The following is a 21,109-nucleotide window of genomic DNA, read 5'->3' as shown; positions in this document are numbered from 1 at the left end:
ACTCACTTGCAGGTGGCTGTCCGTACCCGGCAGGCGGGTCTGTGTCTTCCGATTCGCGCAGTTCCTCGCGCCCCTGGTGGGCCCTTAGCGGGCCGGCTGCGTCTCGGGGGTGGCGGTGAGGGTGACGGCGAGGGCGTGCTTGCAGGGGCCGCGGTCGCCGCGGTACCTGGCCCACCAGAGGCAGGTGCAGGTGAGGCGGCCGTCCTCGGTGATCCGGACGCGTTGCTCGTGGTCGTCCACGGTGACGGTGGCGATCGACCCGGAGCGGTGGACGGCGCCGGCGGCGACCAGCGCCCGGGCGGCCCGAAGGCGTGGGTTGTCGGCCTCCGCCCGCCCTGCGTGGTAGGGGAGTTGGCGGTGGAAGTGGGAGGCTTCGGCGGTGTCGTAGCCGACCTGGCCGGCCGTGCCGAGCCGGACCAGCGCGGCCCGCACCCGCTCCACCGGCAGCCCGGACTCCCGGGCCAGCTCGGCGGGATCGATCCGAGGCTCCCAGGCGAGCAGCACCGAGACCAGGTCCGCGTCGGCCGCCGACTGCCCGGCGGTGAGGGCGGTGAGCACCCCGCCCTCACCGGAGAAGCCGCGCGCGACGTCGGGCGAGAGGGTGAGGGTGAGCCGCATGCCGGTGGGCAGCGCCACCTCCCAGGCGGAGGCGGTGGGCGCGGCCCCCACGGTGACCGGCGGCCCGTACACCCGGAGGGCGAGGGCGTGCCGGAGCACCCGGTGGAGGGTGCTCAGGCGCTCGGGGCCGGGGAGGCAGACGGCTCCCGGCGCGGGGCGGGTGGCGGGGCGCAGTGTCCGGCCGCCCGGGCCGGGGACGACCCAGCCGACCGGAGTCCGGCTGCCGGAACGGCCGTTGGCGCTCTCACCACCGCGCGGCAGCGAGCGGAGGAACCGCACCGCCTCGGCGGCCGGCAGCTCGGCCCGCAGGTCGAAACCGGCGGCCACCACCTGGGTCTCGGCGAAACCGCGGACCCAGCGCTCGGGCAGCGGCACCTTCTTCTCCAGCAGCGGGCCCTCGGGGCCGGTGACCGTCAACTCCTCGGAGCCGACCGAGAGTCGGAGCGCCTCGGCGGAACCGATCCGGCTCAGCGCCTCGCGCAGCGGGTGGTTCACGTCCACGTTGGTGGTGCCGTGGCCGGGCTCGGCCCCGTCCAGGCCCTCAGCCGTCACGTCCAGCCGGGCGTACACCCCGCAGCAGGCGGAGAAGGACTCGAAGCGCAGCCGGTCGCCGTTGGCCGTGACCACCGGGTCGAGCACCACCGGGCGCTGGGGCTGGTGGTAGCGGGTGGCGGCCACGTCGGCCACCGAGAGCAGGCCGGCGGCCGCGGCGGCGGGGGAGGCGAGGGAGCCGGTGAAGAAGTGCGGGTGGGCCGTGGCGCCGAGCGGACCGGTGCCGCCGGAGGTGGCCAGGGCGAGCCGCGGCCCGTCGGGGGCGGCCAGTACGGCGGAGGGGTGGCGGTAGGCGTACGCCAGTACGGCTTGCGTCATCTGATACCTCCGTGGATACCCCCGGCTTGAGCTGAGGGAGGAGACGGAACTCCTGTGGAGTAGGGAAAGGGCCTGTTGTTCTACGTTGGCCGCGCTAGTTTGTGAGTGTGTCCACGGCCTACGTGAAGCGGGCCTTCAAGTACCGCTTCTACCCGACCGATGTGCAGGCGGCTGAGCTGTCACGCACGTTCGGGTGTGTTCGCAAGGTCTACAACATGGCGTTGCAGGCCCGAACCGAGGCGTGGACGCTGCGTCAGGAGCGGGTGGACTACAACGCCACGTCGGCGATGTTGACGGGGTGGAAGAAGACTGAGGAACTCGCCTACCTCAACGCGGTGTCGTCGGTCCCGTTGCAGCAGACGCTGCGTCACTTGCAGGGGGCGTTCGCCAACTTCTGGAACAGGCGGGCGAAGTACCCGACGTTCAAGTCCCGGAAGAAGTCCCGCAGGAGTGCCGAGTACACCAGCTCCGCGTTCCGGTTCAGGGGCGGCAGGCTGACGCTGGCGAAGATGGACCAGCCGCTGGACATCGTGTTCTCGCGCCCGCTCCCCGAGGGGGCGCGACCGTCCACGGTCACCGTCAGCCAGGACGCCGCCGGGCGCTGGTTCGTCTCCCTGCTGTGCGACGACCGGCCCGAGATGCCCGAGCCCCTGAACGCGGCCGTCGGCATCGACGCCGGCATCACCGCGCTGGTGACGCTCTCCACCGGGGAGAAGATCAGCAACCCGCGACACGAGCGCAAGGAGCGTGAGCGCCTGGCGAAGGCCCAGCGGGAACTCTCGCGCAAGGCCGAGGGCTCCAATAATCGGGCGAAGGCCCGGCTCAAGGTCGCCCGCGTGCACGCGCGGATCGCCGACCGGCGCAGGGACTTCCTGCACAAGCTCACCACTCGGCTCGTCCGTGAGAACCAAACGGTCGTGATCGAGGATCTGTCGGTCTGCAACATGCTCGGCAATCACAGGCTCGCCCGCGCCATCGCGGACGCCTCGTGGTCCGAGCTGCGGTCGATGCTGGAGTACAAGACGGCCTGGTACGGCCGTGAGCTGGTGATCGTGGACCGTTGGTTCCCCTCCTCGAAGCTGTGCTCGAACTGCGGCATCTCGCAGGACAGGATGCCGCTGAACGTCCGTGCGTGGACCTGCGTTTGCGGTACCACCCACGACCGGGACGTCAACGCAGCCATGAACATCCTGGCCGCCGGACTGGCGGTTGCAGCCTGTGGAGATGATGTAAGACCTCAACGGAGCACTCCGGGCGGGCGGTCGTCGGTGAAGCAGGAAGTCGTCCCACCGCAGCGCTCACGCGCGACGGCTCAGCCGCGAGGCTGAGGGGAATCCCCGCCTCTTCAGGGCGGGGAGGAAGTCAAGACTGCACGTTAGGCCCCGGGGCTGACAGTGCGCTGTGTGCGGTCCGTCCCAGCTGGGTGACGGTTCGTCGGAGTGGATCGCGGACGGGCGGTCCGTTCAATAAGGTGTCGCCCACTGTTGACCGAGTGCAGACGTACGTACCGCGGGGGCGGACCTTGTCATCGATCGAAGTGAAGCCGGAGGACCTGCGCGCATCCGCGCAGGTGATCTCCGATGTCAGCGGCGAACTGCGCCCGGCCTCGGACCGGGCGGTCCGGGACGCGGGCGACGCGGCGGCCTCCACGGCCGGGTGGTCGGTCTCGGGAGGGCTGAGCCAGGTCTCGGAGAGTTGGCGCACCGCGCTGACCGGCCTGCACGCGCTGCTGGAGAAGAACGCGGACGGTCTGCGGACCAACGCCGACGACTACGAGGGCACCGAGCGCCGCGAGGCCAGCCGCTTCGGGCGGGTGTCCTGATGGCGGAGGGCTTCGCGCTGCTGCTGCGGCAGAACTTCGGGGACCTGGAGGAGGCCGCCTCCTCCTGGCGCAAGCTGGGCGAGTCCGCGGGGGAGGCGCAGCAGCGCCACCGTTCGCAGGCGGCGGGCCCGCTGCTGAACTGGCAGAGCCCGGCCGCCGGCGCCGCCAGGGGCGAACTCGACAAGGCCGAGCAGCAGTTGGGCATCGTGAACGCCGAGGCCACCGCGATCGCGGTGGTGCTGGACACCGTGCACCGGCGGATGTCCGAGGCCCAGCAGGAGCTGCGGGCCGCTGTCTCGGAGGCGGAGAGCAACAACTACCGGGTCGGGGACGACGGTTCGGTCACCGGGCCGCAGCTGGACCCGGCCTACCGGAACGACCCGGACTACCAGGAGATCAACCGTCAGCAGAACGCCCGGCTCGGCGAGTTCCGGCAGCGGATCGACGCGGCCGTGCAGAAGGCCGAGCGGGCCAGCGCCGACGGCGCGGTGGCCCTCGGCAGCCTGAACGGGGACGTCGTCACGGCGGACCCGGCCAAGGCACAGGGCGAGGTGGCCAACGACATCAACGCCATGCGCTCGCAGCTGGGCCTCGGCCCGGTGGTCCCGACCTCGGACGACCCGACCGCCAACGCCAAGTGGTGGGCGGGGCTCTCGCCCCAGCAGCAGCGCGAGTACCTGGCGCTCTACCCGGGCGAGATCGGCAACCTCAACGGCATCAGCAGCGAGGTGCGCGACGTCGCCAACCGGGAGAACCTGGAGCGCCAGCTCGACCTGGCCCGCACCGACACCTCGGAGGACGGCACCAAGCGGTTCCGGGCCCTGGAGAAGCTGCGGAACAGGCTGGATCAGGAGGACAAGGACGGGGAGGGCCCGCCGGTCTTCCTGATCGGGTTGGACCCGAGGGACGACGGGAAGGCGATTGTCGCCTTCGGCAATCCGGACACGGCGGCGAACACGGCGGTCTACGTCCCCGGCACCACCGCTGACCTGGACGGCATGGGCGGCGACATGGACCGGATGAAGCGGTTGCAGACCGCCTCCCAGCAGTACGGAGACACGGCCACCATCGCGTGGCTCGGCTACGACGCTCCGGACGACATCGTCAAGGACGCCCCGTTCAACAACTACGCGGAGGACGGCGCGCCGAAGCTGGACAGTTACATCGACAGCCTCGGCACGACCCACGAGCCCGGCACGTCGCGGCATACCACGGTGATCGGCCACAGCTACGGTTCGGTGGTGGTCGGCGAAGCGGCGAAGAACGGGAACGGCCTGGCGGTGGACGAGATCCTGGTGGCGGGCAGCCCCGGCATGCACGTCCCCTACGCCCGGGACCTGAACATCGACCCCCGGCACGTCTGGGCCGCCGAGGCGGACTGGGACCCGGTGCCCTCGATCGGTGGGCTCGGCCACGGACGGAGTGACGGCTGGTTCGACCTCCCGAACACTCCGACTTCGGAGGACTTCGGGGCCAACCGGATCACCACCGAGGGCAACAGCGGGCACAGCAGCTACTGGGACGACATCCACGGCGGGAACGGGAAGCCGAACAGCTCGCTGGACAACCAGGCGGCGATCGTCGCCGGGCAGTACGACCGGGTCTCCCTCGAGCACGGGAGCCGGCCGTGAGGCCGTTCCGCGCGGCGGCGGCCGCGTTCGCCCTGACCCTGCTGACCTCCTGCGGTTCGACCGCGGGCTCCACGAAGGAAACCACCGTGCGCACTGCGACCAAGGACCAGATCCGGACCGAACTCAAGGAGCTTTCCGCCCGGGTGTACGCCGCGACCGGTCTCAAGGGCCGGCTCGGGGAGAACGACACGGTCAACTTCTCGGTCTGCGAGGGGAAGCCGGAGAACGTCAAGGACGCCATCCACTTCTGGCAGGTGGACGACCTCGGGCCGGATGAGCTGAACCCGGGGGTCGAGAAGCTGCGGGAGTACTTCAAGGCGAACGGCTGGACCGGGATCGGCGAGAAGCGGGACGCCGCCAAGGTGGACCTCGAGGTCTGGGCCCGGAACCCGGAGAACACGGCTGCGGTCTGGGCACAGGCCTTCAGTCCTAAGAACAGGGTGATTTTTCGGGTCAGCACCCCGTGTTTCCAAGTTCTGGATGCCTGAGTGGCATAGATCACATGGGTGGTGCGCGCACCCAGGATTTGGTAACGGTGCGGGTTTCGTTGCCCTGGCGAACCAGGCGTGCGCCTCTGATTCGATGATCCTTTGATGCCAAATGGCTGGTAATCATTGGCTGAAGTTGGATCAGGGGCGCACGATCCATGTCACGGTTCGTCACCCTCGCGCCCCTGAGCTGCGGAAACAGTTCAACGTACGGTCGGGGCATGGTTCAGCTCGACTCCAAGCCCGCGACCGGCCGCAGCGCGGCGGCCGGCGGAGCTGACGCCGCAAAGGGCGTCCGTTCCAAGGGGCTCAACAGCAACTCGGTCGGCCTGCTCGGGAACTCCGTCATCGGGGTCTCGACGGTGGCTCCGGTCTACTGCCTCACCACCACCCTCGGGACCACGGTGGCGGCGGTCGGCCTGCAGATGCCCGCGCTCTTCCTGGCCGGGTTCCTGCCGATGATGCTGGTCGCCTTCGCGTACCGGGAGCTCAACAAGGCCGTCCCGGACAGCGGCACCTCGTTCACCTGGACGGTGAAGGCGTTCGGCCCGAAGGTGGGCTGGATGTGCGGCTGGGGGCTGGTGGTGGCGACCATCATCGTGCTCTCCAACCTGGCCGGCGTCGCCACGGAGTACTTCTACATCCTGCTGGGCGAGGTCACCGGGAGTGACTGGCTGGCCGGACTGAACGACAACAAGGCGGCCCACGTGCTGACCTGCCTGGCGCTGATCGCGGTCGCCACCGCGATCAGCTACCGGGGCATGACGGCCACCAAGGGCGTGCAGTACGCGCTGGTCGGGCTGCAGCTCACGGTGCTGGCGGTGTTCGCGGTGATGGCGATCTCCAAGGCCGTCTCCGGTGACGTGCCGGGCTCGCTGGACTTCTCCTGGAGCTGGCTCGACCCCTTCCAGGCCTCCTCCTGGTCGGCGTTCATCGCCGGGCTCTCGCTCTCGCTCTTCATGTACTGGGGCTGGGACGCCTGCCTGAGCGCCAACGAGGAGACCGGCGGGAGCGAGAAGACGCCGGGGCGGGCGGCCATGCTGGCCATGGTGGTGCTGGTCGGGTCGTACCTGTTCACCGCCGTCGCGGTGCAGATGTACGCGGGCGTCGGCGAGACCGGCACCGGGCTCGGCAACCCGGAGACCTCGTCCAACGTGTTCCGTGCGCTGGCCGGTCCGGTGATGGGGCCGACGCTGGGCGTGCTGCTCTTCGTCGCGGTGCTCGCCTCGGCGGCCGCCAGCCTGCAGACCACCTTCATCCCGGTCAGCCGCACGGTGCTGGCGATGAGCGTCTACGAGGCGCTGCCGTCGTCCTTCACCGAGGTCAACCGCAAGTACGGCACGCCGGGCCGGGCGATCGTCACGGCGGGCGTGGGCACCGGTGTCTTCTACACGGTGATGACGCTGATCAGCGAGAACGTGCTGACCGACACCATCGCGGCGCTGACCCTGATGATCTGCTTCTACTACTCGCTGACCGCCTTCGCCTGCGCCTGGTACTTCCGCAGGGACTTCACCCGCTCGGTGCGCGACGCGGTGCTCAAGGTGGTCTTCCCGGTCACCGGCGGGCTGATCCTGACCGGGATCTTCCTGCAGAGCCTGAAGGACATGTACAGCACGGACTACGGCAGCGGCAGCTCGGTCTTCGGGATCGGTTCGGTCTTCGTGATCGGCGTCGGCGTGCTGGGTGTGGGCGTGCTGGTGATGCTGGTGATGATGAAGCGAAGCCCCGCCTTCTTCCGCGGCGAGGTGCTCACCAAGGAGACCCCGGCGCTGGTCCTGCCGGAGTGACGCACGTGCGGGAGGGCGGGGCGGCCGAGTGGCCGCCCCGCCCTCCTGTCGTACCGTCAGACGTCGGTCAGGTCGGGCATCTCGCCCTCGACGGTGGCCAGGTCGATCACCGAGAAGTTCGCCCCCTGCGGGTCCGTCAGGGAGGCGAAGCGGCCGAACGGGCTGGTCATCGGGCCGAACTGCAGGGTGGCGCCGAGCTTCTTGGCCTTCTCCACGGCCTCGTCGCAGTCCGGTACGGCGAAGTAGACGTTGACGTACGCCGGGACCTGGGGCGGGAACTCCTCACCCATCCTCATCCGGCCGAGCGCCGGGCCACCGGAGAGGTTGTAGGTGCGGAAGTCGACGTGCTCGTCCGCCATGGTCTTCACGTTGTACGGGAAGACCGCGGGGAAGAACGCGTCGGCCTTCTCCGGCTCGCGTGTGAAGACCTCGGCCCAACAGAACGCGCCGGGCTCGTTGACCTTCTCGAAGCCCTGGTGGACGCCGCCCTGCCAGACGCCGAAGACGGCGCCGCCCGGGTCGGAGGCGATGGCCATCGTCCCGAAGTCGCCGACCTGCATCGGCTCCATCAGCACCTGGCCGCCGGCCTCCTTGATCTTCGCCGCGGTGGCCGAGGCATCCGGCGAGGAGAGGTACAGGCACCAGGCGGAGTGGCCCTCCTGGCCCGGCATCGGCGGCACCACGGCGGCCACCGCCTTGCCGCCCGAATACGCCTGCGTGTAGCCGCCGTACTCGGAGGACGCCTCGGCGAAGGTCCAGCCGAGCACCTCGCCGTAGAAGGCCTTGGCGCCCTCCACGTCGGCGAACATCGCGTCGGTCCAGCACGGCGAACCTTCGGTGAATGCGGTCATGACCCTGACTCGTCTCTCGCGGGGAGGTGGATGGTGTGTCCCACGTCACGCTAATCAGGGCCACTGACAACCGCGCGCCGACGGTCCGTCGGACGGGGCAGGCGGGGTCAGCCGGAGTGCCCGCGCAAGCGGGCGGCGAAGGAGTCGAGGAGGAGGTCGAGGGCGAGCGGGTAGGCGGAGCGGTTCATCTCGGCGATCAGCAGGGGGGTGGTGGCCGCGATGTTGGGGTGGGTGTCGGCGTCCAGGGTGGCGTAGCGGGTGGTCCAGACGGCGGAGTCGGCGGCCCGGGCGGGGGCCGGGAGGGCCTCCACGGCGGCGTCCAGGGCGGCGAAGGCCAGGCTCTGGTCGACGAAGACGTGGTAGAGCCGGACGGCCTCGGGGTCGGGGAAGCCGGCCCCGCGCAGGATGCCGAGGATCGACTCCACGGCCCGGATCTCGTGCTGGCGGCCGGTGGTGCGGGCGGCGGAGAGGGCGGCGGCCTGCGGGTGGGTGCGGTAGGCGCGCTGGATCCGCAGGCCGATCTCGCGCAGGTCCGCCTGCCAGTCGCCGGTCGGTTCGGCGCCGGCCTGGGCCCGGGCGATCAGCTCGTCGGTGATCGCCACCACCAGGTCGTCGGTGGAGTGGAAGTAGCGGTAGAGGGCGCTCGGGTCGGCGCCGAGGGCGGCGCCCAGCCGACGGACCGTCAGGGCCTCGGCGCCGTGCTGGCCGAGGAGGCGCAGGGCCGTCTCCACGATGACCTGCTCGGAGAGGACCGTGCCGGTCTTGGTGGGCCGGCGGCGGCGCCGGTCGGGTTCGCGCACCACGCGTTCACTCATGCTTCGGAGCCTAGGCGCGGCCCGTTCTTATGACAACGGCATTGACGTGAGAATGGGGCCGGAGTTTCATGTGCGCACCCGGGGCCGACGGAAGGCCCCCTGGTCAAGGCGGTGGTCTGTTGGGCGCGACTGCGAAGGACGGGGTAAGAACCCCCGCTCCGGCTCCTGTGATGAAGAAGTCCATCGGGATGGTCGACGGGGTGGCCATCGCCGCCTCCAGTACGGCGGCCACCTCCAGCATCGGCATCGGGCTCGGCCTGACCGCCGGTGTGGTCGGCCTGCACCTGCCGGCGATCATGCTGCTCGCCTTCCTGCCGGTGCTCGGCATCGCGGTGGCGTACGGCCGGCTGAACCGGGTCGAGCCCAACGCGGGCAACGCCTACACCTGGGTCGGCCGCACCCTCAACCCGTGGCTGGGCTTCCTGACCGGCTGGGTGAACACCGTCGGCACGGTCGTCTTCATGTCGTACACGGTGGCCGTCACCGGCTCCGCGCTGATCCAGCTGGCCGGCAAGGCCGGGGTGGAGAGCGTGGGCGGGCTGCACCTGGACCCGGACTCCACCCTGCAGACCACCCTGATCGGCCTGGTCGTGCTGGCCGGCGCCACCGTGATCGCGGTCCGCGGCCTCGGACTGGCGGCCCGGCTGCAGAAGTACCTGCTGGCCTTCGAGTACCTGGTGCTGCTGGGCTTCTGCGGGTACGGGCTGTTCGCCGGCGACCAGCCGTTCTCGCTGGAGTGGTTCAACCCCTTCGCCATCCCGACCATGGGCGCGCTGGCCCAGGGCATGGTGCTGGCGGTCTTCTGCTACTGGGGCTTCGAGTCGGTCTTCACCGTGGCCGAGGAGACCCACGACCCCAAGGACGCCTCGCGCGGCGGGATCATCGCGCTGGTGATGATGCTGCTGCTCTTCCTGCTGGCCGGCACCGCCTTCCAGCGGGTGCTCCCGCTGGACGAGCTGGCCGACAACGGCGCCCAGGGCCTGACCTACTTCGGCGAGAAGCTGGCGAGCCAGCCGCTGGCCGCGCTGCCGCTGATCGCGCTCACCCTGTCGGCGGTGGCCTCCCTGCAGGCCTCCGTCATCCCGACCGCCCGCGGCACCTTCGCGATGGGCCGCGACCGCACCCTGGGCCCGGTCTGGACCCGCATCCACCCCAAGTACGGCACCCCGGCGCTGGGCACCGTGCTCCTGGTGGTGATCGCCTCGGCGATCGCGCTGCTCTCGCTGGTGATCCCGACCGTCACCGACCTGATCGGCGCGGCCGTGAACGCGATCGGCATCGTGGTGGTGCTCTACTACGCGCTCACCGCCCTGGCCGCCGCCGTCCGCTTCCGCGGGCTGCTGCGCACCGAGCCGCTGACCGGGCTGCGGGTGGTGGTCGCGCCGCTGCTCGGCGCGGCCGCGCTGCTCGCCGTCGGCGGGTACCTGGCCTGGAGCTTCTGGGACTCGGCGGACCACTTCGAGGTCAACGCGGCCAACGGCTGGTTCCAGCTGCTCACCCCGACGCTGATGATCCTCAGCGGGCTGGTGGCCGCGGCCTGGGCCAAGTGGGTGCGCAAGTCCCCCTACTTCACCACCGGCCGGGGCACCGACGCGGACAGCGCCGACCTGCTGCCCCAGGGCTGACCACGGACCGGCCGGGGCCGTCGCGGCCCGGCCGGCCCGTACCGTACCAACCGCATCTCGCACGAAACACATCGAACGACGTGTCAGGAGCACTCCTCATGACCCATGCCGACCTGGTCTTCACCGGCGGCCCGGTGTTCACCGCCGACGCCGCCCGCACCCGGGCCACCGGCCTCGCCGTCACCGGCGAGCGGATCACCGCCGTCGGCCACCACGAGATCCGCGAGCTGATCGGCCCGCGCACCGAAGTGGTGGACCTGAAGGGCAAGTTGCTGATCCCCGGCTTCCAGGACTCGCACATCCACGCGGTGTTCGGCGGCACCGAGCTCGGCGAGTGCGACCTGAGCGGCACGGTCGGCGTGGCGGACTACCTGGAGCGGATCCGCGCCTTCGCCGAGGCCCACCCCGAGCGGGAGTGGATCACCGGCAGCGGCTGGTCGATGGAGAGCTTCGAGGGCGGGCTGCCGAGCCGTCAGCTGCTCGACTCGGTGGTCCCGGACCGCCCGGTCTACCTGGTCAACCGCGACCACCACGGAGCCTGGGCCAACACCCGCGCGCTGGAGCTGGCCGGGGTCACGGCGGACACCCCCGACCCGGCGGACGGCCGGATCGAGCGGGGACGCCGACGGCACCCCGAACGGGGTGCTCCAGGAGGGCGCCACCGCCCTGGTCGCCAAGCTCGTCCCGCCGACCACCGCCGCCGACCGGCTGGCCGGGCTGCTCCGCGCCCAGGAGCTGCTGCACTCGCTCGGCATCACGGGCTGGCAGGACGCCCTGCTCGGCGTCTTCAACGGCCAGCCCGACCCCTCCGACGCCTACCTGGCCGCCGCCCGCTCCGGCGCGCTGACCGCCCGGGTGCGCGGCGCGCTCTGGTGGGACCGCGAGCGCGGCGCCGAGCAGATCGCCGAACTGGTGCAACGGCGGGAGGAGTTGACCCACGGCCGGTTCCGGCCCTGGTCGGTCAAGATCATGCAGGACGGCATCGCGGAGAACTTCACCGCCGCGATGACCACCCCCTACCTGGACGGCTGCGGCTGCGCCACCGCCAACTCCGGCCTCAGCTTCGTCGACCCGGAGGCGCTGCGCGAGTACGTCACCGCGCTCGACGCGCTCGACTTCCAGGTGCACTTCCACGCCCTCGGCGACCGCGCCGTCCGCGAGGCGCTGGACGCGGTGGAAGCGGCGCTGGCCGCCAACGGCCAGCGCGGCAACCGCCACCACCTGGCCCACCTCCAGGTGGTGCACCCGCAGGACCTCGGCCGCTTCGCCCCGCTCGGCGCGCTCGCCAACCTGCAGCCGCTCTGGGCCGCCCACGAGCCGCAGATGGACGAGCTCACCATCCCGTTCCTCGGCCCGGAGCGCGCCGCCTGGCAGTACCCGTTCGGCGACCTGCTGCGGGCCGGGGCCACCCTGGTGGCCGGCAGCGACTGGCCGGTCTCCAGCCCGGACCCGCTGGCGGGCATCCACGTGGCGGTCAACCGGATGGAGCCGGGCACCGAGGACGAGCGGGTCTTCCTGCCCGAGCAGCGCCTGGACCTGAACACCGCGCTGGCCGCGTACACGGCGGGCTCGGCGCACGTGAACGGCTGCGACGAGGCCGGCTCGCTCCAGGAGGGCCTGCTGGCCGACCTGGTGGTGCTGGACCGCGACCTGTTCGCCCGCCCGGCGGCCGAGATCGCCGAGGCCCGGGTGGAGCGGACCTACGTCGGCGGGAAGCTGGTCTTCGCGGCGGAGTGACGCCGGGGGCGGTGTGACCTCGGGGGCGGCGTGACCTCGGGCGCGGCGTTGCGCCGGGTGGCCGTGGTCCCGACGGGTGACGCGTACGCCGCTCGGGCGCGGGGCGTACGCCGTCCGGGGCGCGCGGCGGTAGAAGTGCGGTGAACCGTTCCTTCCCGAGGAGACGAGATCCCCGTGCGCCCTTGGCACACCCTCGGCGCCGCGTGCGGCGCCCTCGCCGTCACCGCCGTGCTCACCACCGCTCCCTTCGCCACCGAGGCCCGGGCCGTCCAGGTCGCCACCGGCAGTTTTCACCTACCGGTACGGCGGCCCGGACGGCCAGGTGATGACCCGCAGCATGCAGAACCCCACCGCCGACGTCTGCATCACCATCGAGGAGGCCGCCGACCCGGCCAGCTCCCAGCCCGCCTTCGGGCCGCGCAACGACACCGACTGGTGGACCCTGGTCTTCGACGACGCGGTCTGCGCGGGAGACTCCCGCAGCCTGCGCCCGCACGGGATCGCCACCGCGGACCGGCTGAAGCTGCGCTCGGTCAAGTTCCTGTACCGCTGACCGCCCGCAGGGCGCGCAGCCGCAGCGCCGCCTCCAGCTCGAACCGGGCGTCCGGGTCGTCCAGCTGCAGGCCGAACAACTCCTGCAGCCGGTGCAGGCGTTGACGTGCCGTCTGCGGGTGGACGCCGACCCTGGCGGCCAGGTCGGCGGCGCTGCCGTGGCCGCCCTGGAGCCAGGCCAGCAGGGTGGAGCCGAGCCGCTCCGCCTGGCGGGGCGTCAGCCCGGCCAGTGGGGCCAGTCGGCGGTGGGCCATCAACCGCACCAGCGGTTCGTCGGCCAGCAGGAGCAGCTCGGGCAGCATCCGCTCGCAGCTGACGGGCCGTCCGGCGCCGTGGCGCTGCCGCACCAGCCGGGCCCAGCGCAGCGACTCGGCGGCCAGCTCCGTCGGCACCGACGGCCCGACCACCGCGTCCCGCCCGTCCATCAGCCGTTCGGGCGGGGCGCCGGAGGCCGGGTCGGGCCAGATCAGGTACGGGGCGGGGGAGTTGAGGTCCGCCAGGACCTCGTCCGGCAGCCAGCGGCGGTCGGTGCCCCGGCCCGGGGCCAGTGCGACGGCGGCCACCTCGGAGGGCAGCGGCCACTCGGCCACCGTCGCGGCCCGCTCCACCTCCGGCCAGGGTGCCCCGCCGGTCAGGGCGGACAGCAGGCGGTGGCGCCGGTGCCCGAGGGAGCCGGTCTCGTCGTGCCGGGCCTCGGCGTAGCCCTCCACCGAGGTGGCCGCGATCCTTTCGATGTGGGTGAAGGCGGTCTCGGCCAGCACCGCCATCTGGGCGGGGCCCGCGCCGGTCCGCTGGGCGATCCGGGCCACCCGCTGCCAGACCACCCGGGCGCCGATCCGGTAGGCGGCCTGGAGCGCGTCCAACGACCGGCCCTCGGCCAACTCGCCGCGCCCGAGCGCCCGGTAGACCCGGGCCCGGTCGGCCCGCTCCTGCGGCGACGGGCTGCCGCCGGCCAGCAGGTCGGCGAAGTCGGCGAGTGCGGTGGCCACGCCCTGGTGGATGCCGGTGCCGAAGTTGCCCGCCAGCGGTCGGTCGTACTCCGTCACCTGGCGGCGGATCTCGCGGATCGCCTCGGTGGTGATCGACCCGATCTCGCGCCGCACCTCGGCCACCAGGGCGGCGGGGAAGGCGGGTCCGGTGGTGCTGTGGCTCTCGCTCATGCGGGCCGCTCCTCCTGTGTTCCGGTGACAGTTTCCGCGGGGGCGCCGCCGTGTTTCCTGGCATCCGCGCGCGAACTTCCCCGGTGCCGTGTCGCTTCCGTTGACCCGCTTGTTACCCGCTCGTAGCGTCACCGTCCAGCTCCTCCTGGAGTTACCACCTCTGACGCTCCGTCGGGAGCGGCGTGTTCCGGTATTCCCCCACCCCCGGAGAGGGACGTCCTGTGATCAGAGTTCTGAGGCCCCGTGTGCTCGCGGCCGCGGTGGCCGCCGCGTTCGCCCTGGCTGCGGGCGGCGGCACCGCCACGGCGGCCGAACAGCGGCCGGTGGAGACCAACTTCACGGTCGGCTTCCTGAAGGGCTTCCTCCAGCCCGGCAAGGCGGCGGACGGCGCGAACGACTGGGGCTGCCGCCCGGGTGCGGCGCACCCGGCGCCGGTGGTGCTGGTGCACGGCACCTTCGAGAACCAGAACGACAACTGGGGAGGTGCGGCGCCGCTGCTGGCGAACAACGGCTACTGCGTCTTCTCCTTCAACTACGGTGCCGCAGACGGCAATCCGATCCAGGGGACCGGCCCGGTCGCACAGAGCGCCGGCCAGCTGGCCGCCTTCGTGGACCGGGTGCGGGCCGCGACGGGCGCGGCCAAGGTCGACCTGGTCGGCCACTCGCAGGGCGGCATGATGCCGCGCTACTACCTCAAGTACCTGGGCGGCGCGGCCAAGGTCAACGCCCTTGTCGGCATCGCCCCGAGCAACCACGGCACCACCCTGGACGGCATCGCCACGCTGGCCTCCACCCTCGGCCTGCTGGAGCCCGCCAACGCCTTCCTGCTCGGCCCGGCCTGCCCCGCCTGCGTGGACCAGGAGGTGGGCTCCCCGTTCATCACGGACCTCAACTCCGGCGGCGACACCGTCCCCGGGGTCCGCTACACCGTGATCGCCACCAAGTTCGACGAGGTGGTCACCCCCTACACCTCGGGCTTCCTCGACGGCCCCGGCGTCACCAACATCACCCTCCAGGACGCCTGCCCGCTGGACGCCGCCGACCACACCGAGATCGCCTACGACCCCATCACCCTCACCCACGTCCTCAACGCCCTCGATCCGGCCCACCCGCGCCCCGTCCCGTGCAAGGTGGTCCTCCCCCTGACCGGCCCGATCGTCTGACGGGCCGTCGGGCGGGGGCGGCTCAGACCCCGGGCCGCCCCCGCCCGGTCCACCGGCCCGCTCAGCGGGTCGGGCGCACCATGACGGCCAGCCGCGGCGAGTCCGCGGTGGCCGGCTGGGCGTTGAACTCGCGGTAGCCCCAGGACTCGTAGAGACGCAGGACCCGGCCCTCGCCGGCCAGGGGGTTCACCATCAGGGTGACGCGGGCCTCGGGACGGGCGGCCAGCAGGGAGTCGTGAAGGCGGCGGGCGGTGCCGGTGCCGCGCCAGGGCGTGCGGACGCCGATCTCGCGCAGGGCCAGCACGGGGGTGTCGGTGAAGCCCGGCGGGAGCGGGTCGGCCATCCGCCGCCAGTACGGGTCGGCGGCGTCGACGGAGGTGCCGTAGGCGTAGCCGGCCGTCACTCCGGCGGCGTGGGCGAGGACGAGCTCGAAGCCCGGCGAGGCGGCATGGCGCTCCAGGCGCTCGGTGAAGGCGGGGAGCGCGTAGTTCGGCAGGTGCAGCAGCGGGGCGCGGACGTCGGCGTACGCCTCCAGCAGGGCCTGGCGGGCTGCGGGCGTGAGGGCGGTGTGGTGGCGGAGGTCGGGGGTCACGCGGGACAGCCAAGCACGGACGAGGTCGCGGAGTGCTCAGCAGGTGTGCCCTAAAGGGCAGTTCACAGGTCACGGCGTGGACACGGTGCTGTCGGGATGGGTACGTTCGATCCTTGTTCGATCTTCGCCCCGACGAAGGAGCCTCACCATGGCCTCCCACCGACGCCCTCGGCGCCCCAGCCGTGCGCACACCTCGGTGCTGACCGCCGCTGCCGCCACCGCGGTGGCGCTGTCGGCCCAGGCCGGGGCGGCCCATGCGGCGCCGGCGGGCAAGGACCAGGTGAAGGCGCAGGTCGACCGGCTGCTGTCGGAGCAGGAGGAGGCGGCCGAGAAGTACAACGGTGCGAAGGAGCGGGCCGACCAACTGCGCAAGCAGGGCGGCCAGTTGCAGGACCAGATCGCCCGGGGCCAGGAGCGGGCGGCGGAGCTGGCCTCGGGGCTGGCGGCGGTGGCGGGGGAGGAGTACCGGCACGGCGGGGTGGACCCGACGGTGCAGTTGATGTTCTCCTCCGACCCGGACGCCTACCTGTCGCGGGCCTCCTCGGCGGACCAGGTGGCGAGCACCCAGGCGGGCGTGCTGCGGGCCCTGCGCGCGGAGCAGCTCAGGCTGGACCAGCAGAAGCAGGAGGCCGCGGTGGTGCTCGGTGAACTGGACCGCTCCACCCAGCTGTTGAACGGCGCCAAGGGCGAGGTGCAGCAGAAGCTCCAGGAGGCGCAGCGGCTGCTCTCCACCCTGAGTGCCGCCGACCGGGCCGCCATCGTGCGTGGGGAGGACGGCGCCGCGGCGTCCCGGAGCGCGAGCCGGATCGACCCGTCCACCCTGCCGCAGGCGAGCGGGAACGCGGCCGCCGCCGTGCGCACGGCCCTGGACCAGCAGGGGAAGCCCTACTCCTGGGGCGCGTCCGGTACGGCCATCTTCGACTGCTCGGGACTGATGGTCTACGCCTACGCCAAGGCCGGGGTGGCGCTGCCGCGGACCTCGCAGGAACAGGCCACGGTGGGGACCGCGGTGGGCCGGGACTGGCACAACGCGCAGCCGGGCGACCTGGTGATCTACAAGGCGAACCGCTCGCACGTGGGGATGTACATCGGCGACGGCAAGGTGGTGCACGCGCCGCGGGCGGGGGACGTGGTGAAGGTCATGAAGGTGGACGCCATCGAGATCAACACCATCCGGCGGCCGTGAGCCCGGATCTGACGGTGTGACAACTGGACTTTTCCACAGGGTAGTTGCACTGCTCTGGGATACTGGTCTGGACCATTGACGCCCGGGCGGCCCGGTGCCTACGGTGTGCTCACACCTGGCGCAGGCATGCCAATGAGCGGCTGTGGCCGCTGTGGCCCGCGGCGGTGCACCCCCACGTGCACCGTGCCGCCGCCTGCGTTCGGCGCACCTCTCCATCCACCCCCACGGAGGAGCACCATGCGCACGCGTACCATCGTCGGCGCGGCCGTCGCCGCGCTCGCCGTCCCGATCGGGATGGCCGTCCCGGCCCAGTCGCACGGCTTCGTCAACCTCCCGCCGAGCCGCGCCGCACTCTGCGGCTCGGGCGTGGTCAAGAACTGCGGCGACATCCAGTGGGAGCCGCAGAGCGTCGAGGGCCCGAAGGGCTTCCCGTCGCGCGGACCGGCCGACGGCACCATCTGCGCCGGGGCGGACGCCCGTTGGGCCCCGCTGGACAACCCCCGCAACGGGGCCTGGCCGACCACCAAGGTGACGGGCGGCGCCCAGCAGACCTTCACCTGGAACATCGAGGCCCGGCACGCCACCACCAACTTCCGGTACTACCTCACCAAGCAGGGCTACGACCCGACCCAGAAGATCACCCGGGCCAGCCTCGACCTGAACCCCTTCCTCACCGTCCCGTACAACGGCAAGCAGCCCGCCGCCGTCACCACCCACACCGGCACCCTGCCGACCGGCCGGACCGGTCACCACGTGGTGGTCGCGGTCTGGGACGTGTACGACACCACTAACGCGTTCTACTCCTGCACGGACGTGCAGTTCTGACGCGACGGCAGACGGCAGACGGCAGACGGCAGACGGCAGACGGCACGTGCCCGCTCGCCCCGGTGGGGGCGGGCGGGCACGTCCGCGTCCGTGCGCGGGGGCCGCGGCGGGCCTACCAGGCGACCGGCAGGGCGGCCGGGCCGCGGTTGACGGTGCCGCGCAGCCACCGGACCTCGGCGGCCGGGACGGCGAGGCGCAGGCCGGGGAGGCGGGTGAGCAGGGTGGAGAGGACCACCTCGGCGTGCATCCGGGTCAGCGCGGCGCCGACGCAGTAGTGCGGGCCGTGGCCGAAGGCCAGGTTGGGCGACTCCTCGCGGGCCAGGTCGAGCGCGTCGGGGTCGGTGTAGACCCCGGGGTCGCGGTTGGCGGCCAGGTAGGAGACGTAGACCGCCTCCCCGGCCCGGACCAGGACGCCGCCGACCTCCACGTCCTCGGTGGCGACCCGGGGCATCCCGACGCCGTTGCGCTGCGGGATGAAGCGCAGCAACTCCTCGACGGCGCCGGGGAGTCGGGTGAGGTCGGCGCGCAGTGCGGCGAGCTGGGCGGGGTGGGTGAGCAGGGTGTAGACCATGGTGGAGGTCTGGTTGCGGATCTGGTCGAGCGCGTTGAGGACGATCATCACCGAGAGCGAGATCAGCTCCGGCCGGCTGAGCTGCCCCGCGCCGTGGGCGGCGACCAGTTCGCTGAACAGGTCCGCGCCCGGGTGTTCGGCGCGGTGGGCGGCCAGCGCCTTGAAGTAGCCCGCGATCTCGGCCTTGACCGCACCGGCCTCGGCGGCGGTGTGGTCGCTGGACAGGATGACGGCCCGCCAGGCCTGCAGCAGCGGCAGGTCGGCCGGCGGCACGCCCATGAGCTCGGCCGTGACGGCGGCCGGGAGCGGGCCGGTGAGCGCCTCGGTGAGGTCGGCCGGCGGGCCCTGGTCGAGCATGGCGGCCAGCAGTTCGTCGGCGGTCCGCTGGGTGCCGGCCCGCAGGTGCTCCACCCGCTTGCGGTGGAAGGTCTGCGCGGTGAGGCGGCGCAGCCGGGTGTGGTCCGGCGGGTCGGCCCGGCCGACCCCGCCGGGCGGGGCCACGGTGTGCGGGGTCATGCTGGTGATCGGCCGGTCCACGGTGAGCGCCCGGCTGAACCTCGGATCGGAGGAGACCGCCTTGACGTCCTCGTAGCGGGTGGCGAGCCAGGCGTCGCCCTCGCCGAAGGCCAGCTTGACCCGGGCGAACGGCTCCTCGCGCAGCAGGCGGTGCAGCAGCGGGTCGAAGGCCAGCTCGGGCAGGTGGTCGACCGGCCAGGGGTGCACCTGGCCGACGGGGCAGCGGAGTTCGGTCATGCGGGGGCCTCGGCGGGGAGAGCGGTGGGAAGGGCGGTGGGAAGGGCGGTGGGAAGGGCGGTGGGAAGGGTGTGGCGCAGCGGGGTGAGCTGCTGGATGTCGTAGCGCAGGCGCAGCGCCTCGACCGCCTGGTGGTCGATGCCGCCGTCCGCGTTCAGCAGGTCGAGCAGCTCCTCGAAGTAGCGCTCGTGGTGCGGGGGCGGGGAGGCCTGGAAGAACATCCGGGCCGGGCGGCCGGTCGGGTTGGCGAAGGCGTGCGGGCAGCCGGGCGGGACCAGGATCACGGTGCCGGCCTTCGCCCGCTGGTAGCGGGCGCCCTCGGGGGAGCGCCAGTCGTGCCAGTCCTGCGGGGTGCGGTCCTCGGGTTCGAAGGCGAGCACGTCCAACTCGCCGTCCAGCAGCAGGAAGAGCTCCTCGCTGCGGCCGTGCGCGTGGGCGCCGACGTCGAAGCCGGGCGGCACCACCACCTCGAAGCTGGAGGCGGCCAGCGAGTGCGCGCCGGTCACCTTGAAGGTGACCTGCTGGGCGGCGGCGTGCACGGTGCGGCCGCCGCCGGGCGGGACGATCAGGCCGTCCCGGGGGTTGAGGTAGGTCACGGCCGGCTCACCACTCCACCGGGAGGGTCTCCGGGCCGCGGATCAACGCGCCGCGCTGCCACTCCAGTTGATCGACCGGAACGGCCAGCCGCAGCGTCGGGAAGCGGTCCCAGAGGGAGGTGAGGATCAGCTCGGACTCCAGCCGGGCCATCGAGGCGCCGGGGCAGTAGTGCGCGCCGTGGCCGAAGGAGACGTGCGGGTTCTCGGGGCGGCCGAGGTCGAGGACGTCCGGGTCGGCGAAGACCGAGGGGTCGCGGTTGGCGGTCAGGTAGGAGACGTACACCGGATCCCCGGCCGGGATCGGGACGCCGCCGACCTCGACGTCCTCCAGCGCGATCCGGGACAGGCCGACCGCGTTGCGGTGCGGGATGTAGCGCAGCAGTTCCTCCACCGCCCGTGGCAGCAGGTCGGGTTCGGCCCGCAGCCGGGCCAGCTGCTCGGGGTGGGTGAGCAGGGCGAAGACCATGTTGGCGCTGTTGTTGCGGACCGCGTGGCCGCCGCCGAGCTGGATCAGCACCGCCAGGCCGACCGCCTCGCGCAGGGTCAGGACGGACTCCTCGACCGCCTCGGCCAGCACCCCGGCCAGGTCGTCCCTCGGCTCCAGGCGGCGGCAGCCCAGGAGTTCGGTGAAGTACTCGGCGAACTCCTCCTTGGCCCGCTCGCTGGCCTCCCGGCCGGAACCGGCGGAGATCACGGTGTCGGTCCAGTCGGCGATCAGCTGGTTGTCGGCGGGCGGCACGCCCATCAGCTCGCCCATCATGGCCAGCGGGAAGGGGCGGTTGAGGTGGGCCATCAGGTCCACCGGGCCGCCGTGCCGGGCCCGTTCGGTGGCCATCGTGTCGAGCAGGCCGTCCATCACCTCCTGCGCGCGCTCGCGCAGCCGGCGCATCGCACGGGCGGTGAAGGCCTTGGCCACCACCCGGCGCATCCGGGTGTGGTCCGGCGGGTCGGCGAAGCCGAGCGCCCCCTCCATCGGGATGAAGTGCGGTGCCACCCGGGTGACGTCCCGCCCCCAGACCGCCTGGCGGCTGAACCGCGGATCGGCGGAGACGAACTTGACCTCCTCGTACCGGGTGACCAGCCAGGCGTGGCCGGTGCCGTTGGGCAGCCGGACCCTCGCCACCGGGTCCTCGTGCAGCAGCCGGTGCAGCATCGGGTCGAAGGCCAGGCCCGCCAGGTCGGGCGGGTTCCAGAAGTGGACCTCGGCGGTCTCCGCGGTGGTGGTCAATTGACGCTCCTGATCAGCGTGTTGGCGAAGGAGTGCGGCGCGACCGGGACGGTCCAGCGGCCGAGCGCGACCTCGGCGGTGATGCCCGGGCCGAACCCGGCGATCAGCCCCCTGGCCCGGTCGGTCGCGCTCCCTTCGTCGAACAGCCGGGCCAGCGCGTCGAGCACCACGGCGCTGGCGATGTTCCCGTACTCGGTCAGGGTGGCCCGGCTGAACCGGAACACCTCGGGTGCCAC

The 21,109-nt window shown here is 72.2% G+C and carries 20 protein-coding genes and 1 pseudogene; 11 read left to right on the top strand and 10 right to left on the bottom strand.

Annotation, left to right across the window (positions count from 1 at the left end):
• Nucleotides 1–84: 84 nt before the first annotated feature.
• On the bottom strand, nucleotides 85–1,488 hold the full coding sequence (locus ABD946_RS12610; RefSeq protein WP_345283022.1) for an SWIM zinc finger family protein: 1,404 nt from the start codon (nucleotides 1,486–1,488) through the stop codon (nucleotides 85–87).
• A 101-nt stretch (nucleotides 1,489–1,589) separates the two neighbouring features.
• Here ABD946_RS12610 and ABD946_RS12605 point away from each other — a divergent pair, with 101 nt between their 5' ends.
• The 5 genes from ABD946_RS12605 to ABD946_RS12585 all read left to right on the top strand — a co-directional run bounded on the left by ABD946_RS12605 (nucleotide 1,590) and on the right by ABD946_RS12585 (nucleotide 7,219).
• Nucleotides 1,590–2,816 (top strand): RNA-guided endonuclease InsQ/TnpB family protein, encoded by a 1,227-nt coding sequence (locus ABD946_RS12605; RefSeq protein WP_345283020.1) that lies wholly within the window; start codon nucleotides 1,590–1,592, stop codon nucleotides 2,814–2,816.
• 194 nt (nucleotides 2,817–3,010) lie between these two features.
• Nucleotides 3,011–3,310 carry a WXG100 family type VII secretion target gene (locus ABD946_RS12600; RefSeq protein WP_345283018.1) on the top strand — a complete coding sequence of 100 codons (300 nt, stop codon included), beginning with the start codon at nucleotides 3,011–3,013 and terminating at the stop codon, nucleotides 3,308–3,310.
• Nucleotides 3,310–4,941, top strand: coding sequence for an alpha/beta hydrolase (locus ABD946_RS12595; RefSeq protein ID WP_345283016.1), 1,632 nt, complete (start codon nucleotides 3,310–3,312; stop codon nucleotides 4,939–4,941). The genes ABD946_RS12600 and ABD946_RS12595 overlap by 1 nt, the downstream gene beginning before the upstream one ends.
• A gap of 86 nt (nucleotides 4,942–5,027) precedes the next feature.
• Nucleotides 5,028–5,429 (top strand): hypothetical protein, encoded by a 402-nt coding sequence (locus tag ABD946_RS12590; RefSeq protein WP_345283014.1) that lies wholly within the window; start codon nucleotides 5,028–5,030, stop codon nucleotides 5,427–5,429.
• Nucleotides 5,430–5,650: 221 nt separating this feature from the next.
• On the top strand, nucleotides 5,651–7,219 hold the full coding sequence (locus tag ABD946_RS12585; protein ID WP_345283012.1) for an APC family permease: 1,569 nt from the start codon (nucleotides 5,651–5,653) through the stop codon (nucleotides 7,217–7,219).
• Between the two features lie 56 nt (nucleotides 7,220–7,275).
• Here the strand turns inward: ABD946_RS12585 and ABD946_RS12580 are convergent, their stop codons facing one another.
• Together ABD946_RS12580 and ABD946_RS12575 are read right to left on the bottom strand one after the other, a co-directional pair.
• Nucleotides 7,276–8,070: a VOC family protein gene (locus ABD946_RS12580; protein ID WP_345283010.1), complete on the bottom strand. Its 795-nt coding sequence runs from the start codon at nucleotides 8,068–8,070 to the stop codon at nucleotides 7,276–7,278.
• A gap of 107 nt (nucleotides 8,071–8,177) precedes the next feature.
• Nucleotides 8,178–8,885 (bottom strand): TetR/AcrR family transcriptional regulator, encoded by a 708-nt coding sequence (locus ABD946_RS12575; protein WP_345283008.1) that lies wholly within the window; start codon nucleotides 8,883–8,885, stop codon nucleotides 8,178–8,180.
• A gap of 170 nt (nucleotides 8,886–9,055) precedes the next feature.
• Here ABD946_RS12575 and ABD946_RS12570 point away from each other — a divergent pair, with 170 nt between their 5' ends.
• Complete coding sequence (locus ABD946_RS12570) at nucleotides 9,056–10,510, top strand: APC family permease (protein ID WP_345283006.1); 1,455 nt, start codon at nucleotides 9,056–9,058, stop codon at nucleotides 10,508–10,510.
• An 83-nt stretch (nucleotides 10,511–10,593) separates the two neighbouring features.
• On the opposite strand, the gene ABD946_RS42640 is transcribed toward ABD946_RS12570, so the two are convergent.
• Complete coding sequence (locus tag ABD946_RS42640; protein ID WP_425558595.1) at nucleotides 10,594–10,914, bottom strand: hypothetical protein; 321 nt, start codon at nucleotides 10,912–10,914, stop codon at nucleotides 10,594–10,596.
• Between ABD946_RS42640 and ABD946_RS12565 the strand changes: the two are divergent.
• Nucleotides 10,810–12,247 (top strand): annotated as a pseudogene (locus tag ABD946_RS12565) (amidohydrolase). The gene ABD946_RS42640 and the pseudogene ABD946_RS12565 overlap by 105 nt on opposite strands.
• 337 nt (nucleotides 12,248–12,584) lie before the next feature.
• Nucleotides 12,585–12,800 (top strand): hypothetical protein, encoded by a 216-nt coding sequence (locus tag ABD946_RS12560; protein ID WP_345283005.1) that lies wholly within the window; start codon nucleotides 12,585–12,587, stop codon nucleotides 12,798–12,800.
• On the opposite strand, the gene ABD946_RS12555 is transcribed toward ABD946_RS12560, so the two are convergent.
• Nucleotides 12,781–13,959, bottom strand: coding sequence for a PucR-like N-terminal domain-containing protein (locus tag ABD946_RS12555; protein WP_345283003.1), 1,179 nt, complete (start codon nucleotides 13,957–13,959; stop codon nucleotides 12,781–12,783). The genes ABD946_RS12560 and ABD946_RS12555 overlap by 20 nt on opposite strands.
• A gap of 245 nt (nucleotides 13,960–14,204) precedes the next feature.
• On the opposite strand from ABD946_RS12555, the gene ABD946_RS12550 reads away from it, so the two are divergent.
• The gene (locus ABD946_RS12550) at nucleotides 14,205–15,122 is read left to right on the top strand and encodes an esterase/lipase family protein (protein WP_345283001.1); all 918 of its coding nucleotides are present in this window, start codon (nucleotides 14,205–14,207) and stop codon (nucleotides 15,120–15,122) included.
• Between the two features lie 61 nt (nucleotides 15,123–15,183).
• Here the strand turns inward: ABD946_RS12550 and ABD946_RS12545 are convergent, their stop codons facing one another.
• The gene (locus ABD946_RS12545) at nucleotides 15,184–15,714 is read right to left on the bottom strand and encodes a GNAT family N-acetyltransferase (RefSeq protein WP_345282999.1); all 531 of its coding nucleotides are present in this window, start codon (nucleotides 15,712–15,714) and stop codon (nucleotides 15,184–15,186) included.
• 148 nt (nucleotides 15,715–15,862) lie between these two features.
• On the opposite strand from ABD946_RS12545, the gene ABD946_RS12540 reads away from it, so the two are divergent.
• Both ABD946_RS12540 and ABD946_RS12535 read left to right on the top strand, forming a co-directional pair.
• Nucleotides 15,863–16,900 (top strand): C40 family peptidase, encoded by a 1,038-nt coding sequence (locus tag ABD946_RS12540; RefSeq protein WP_345282997.1) that lies wholly within the window; start codon nucleotides 15,863–15,865, stop codon nucleotides 16,898–16,900.
• A 237-nt stretch (nucleotides 16,901–17,137) separates the two neighbouring features.
• Nucleotides 17,138–17,725 carry a lytic polysaccharide monooxygenase auxiliary activity family 9 protein gene (locus tag ABD946_RS12535; RefSeq protein ID WP_345282995.1) on the top strand — a complete coding sequence of 196 codons (588 nt, stop codon included), beginning with the start codon at nucleotides 17,138–17,140 and terminating at the stop codon, nucleotides 17,723–17,725.
• Nucleotides 17,726–17,837: 112 nt separating this feature from the next.
• On the opposite strand, the gene ABD946_RS12530 is transcribed toward ABD946_RS12535, so the two are convergent.
• The 4 genes from ABD946_RS12530 to ABD946_RS12515 form a co-directional block, all read right to left on the bottom strand.
• On the bottom strand, nucleotides 17,838–19,049 hold the full coding sequence (locus ABD946_RS12530) for a cytochrome P450 (RefSeq protein WP_345282993.1): 1,212 nt from the start codon (nucleotides 19,047–19,049) through the stop codon (nucleotides 17,838–17,840).
• A complete protein-coding gene (locus ABD946_RS12525; protein ID WP_345282991.1) occupies nucleotides 19,046–19,645 on the bottom strand; it encodes a cupin domain-containing protein in 600 nt (199 codons plus the stop codon). Before ABD946_RS12525 ends, ABD946_RS12530 begins: the two co-directional genes overlap by 4 nt.
• A 7-nt stretch (nucleotides 19,646–19,652) precedes the next feature.
• Nucleotides 19,653–20,873 carry a cytochrome P450 gene (locus ABD946_RS12520; RefSeq protein WP_345282989.1) on the bottom strand — a complete coding sequence of 407 codons (1,221 nt, stop codon included), beginning with the start codon at nucleotides 20,871–20,873 and terminating at the stop codon, nucleotides 19,653–19,655.
• Nucleotides 20,870–21,109: 3-oxoacyl-[acyl-carrier-protein] synthase III C-terminal domain-containing protein (locus ABD946_RS12515; protein ID WP_345282987.1), on the bottom strand; the 240-nt coding region annotated here is incomplete at its 5' end. The genes ABD946_RS12520 and ABD946_RS12515, both read right to left, overlap by 4 nt.

The organism is Kitasatospora albolonga (assembly GCF_039535905.1).
Lineage (GTDB): Bacteria > Actinomycetota > Actinomycetes > Streptomycetales > Streptomycetaceae > Kitasatospora > Kitasatospora albolonga.
Note: the sequence above shows the minus strand (reverse complement) of the source record. Positions and strands in the feature narration are given on the sequence as shown.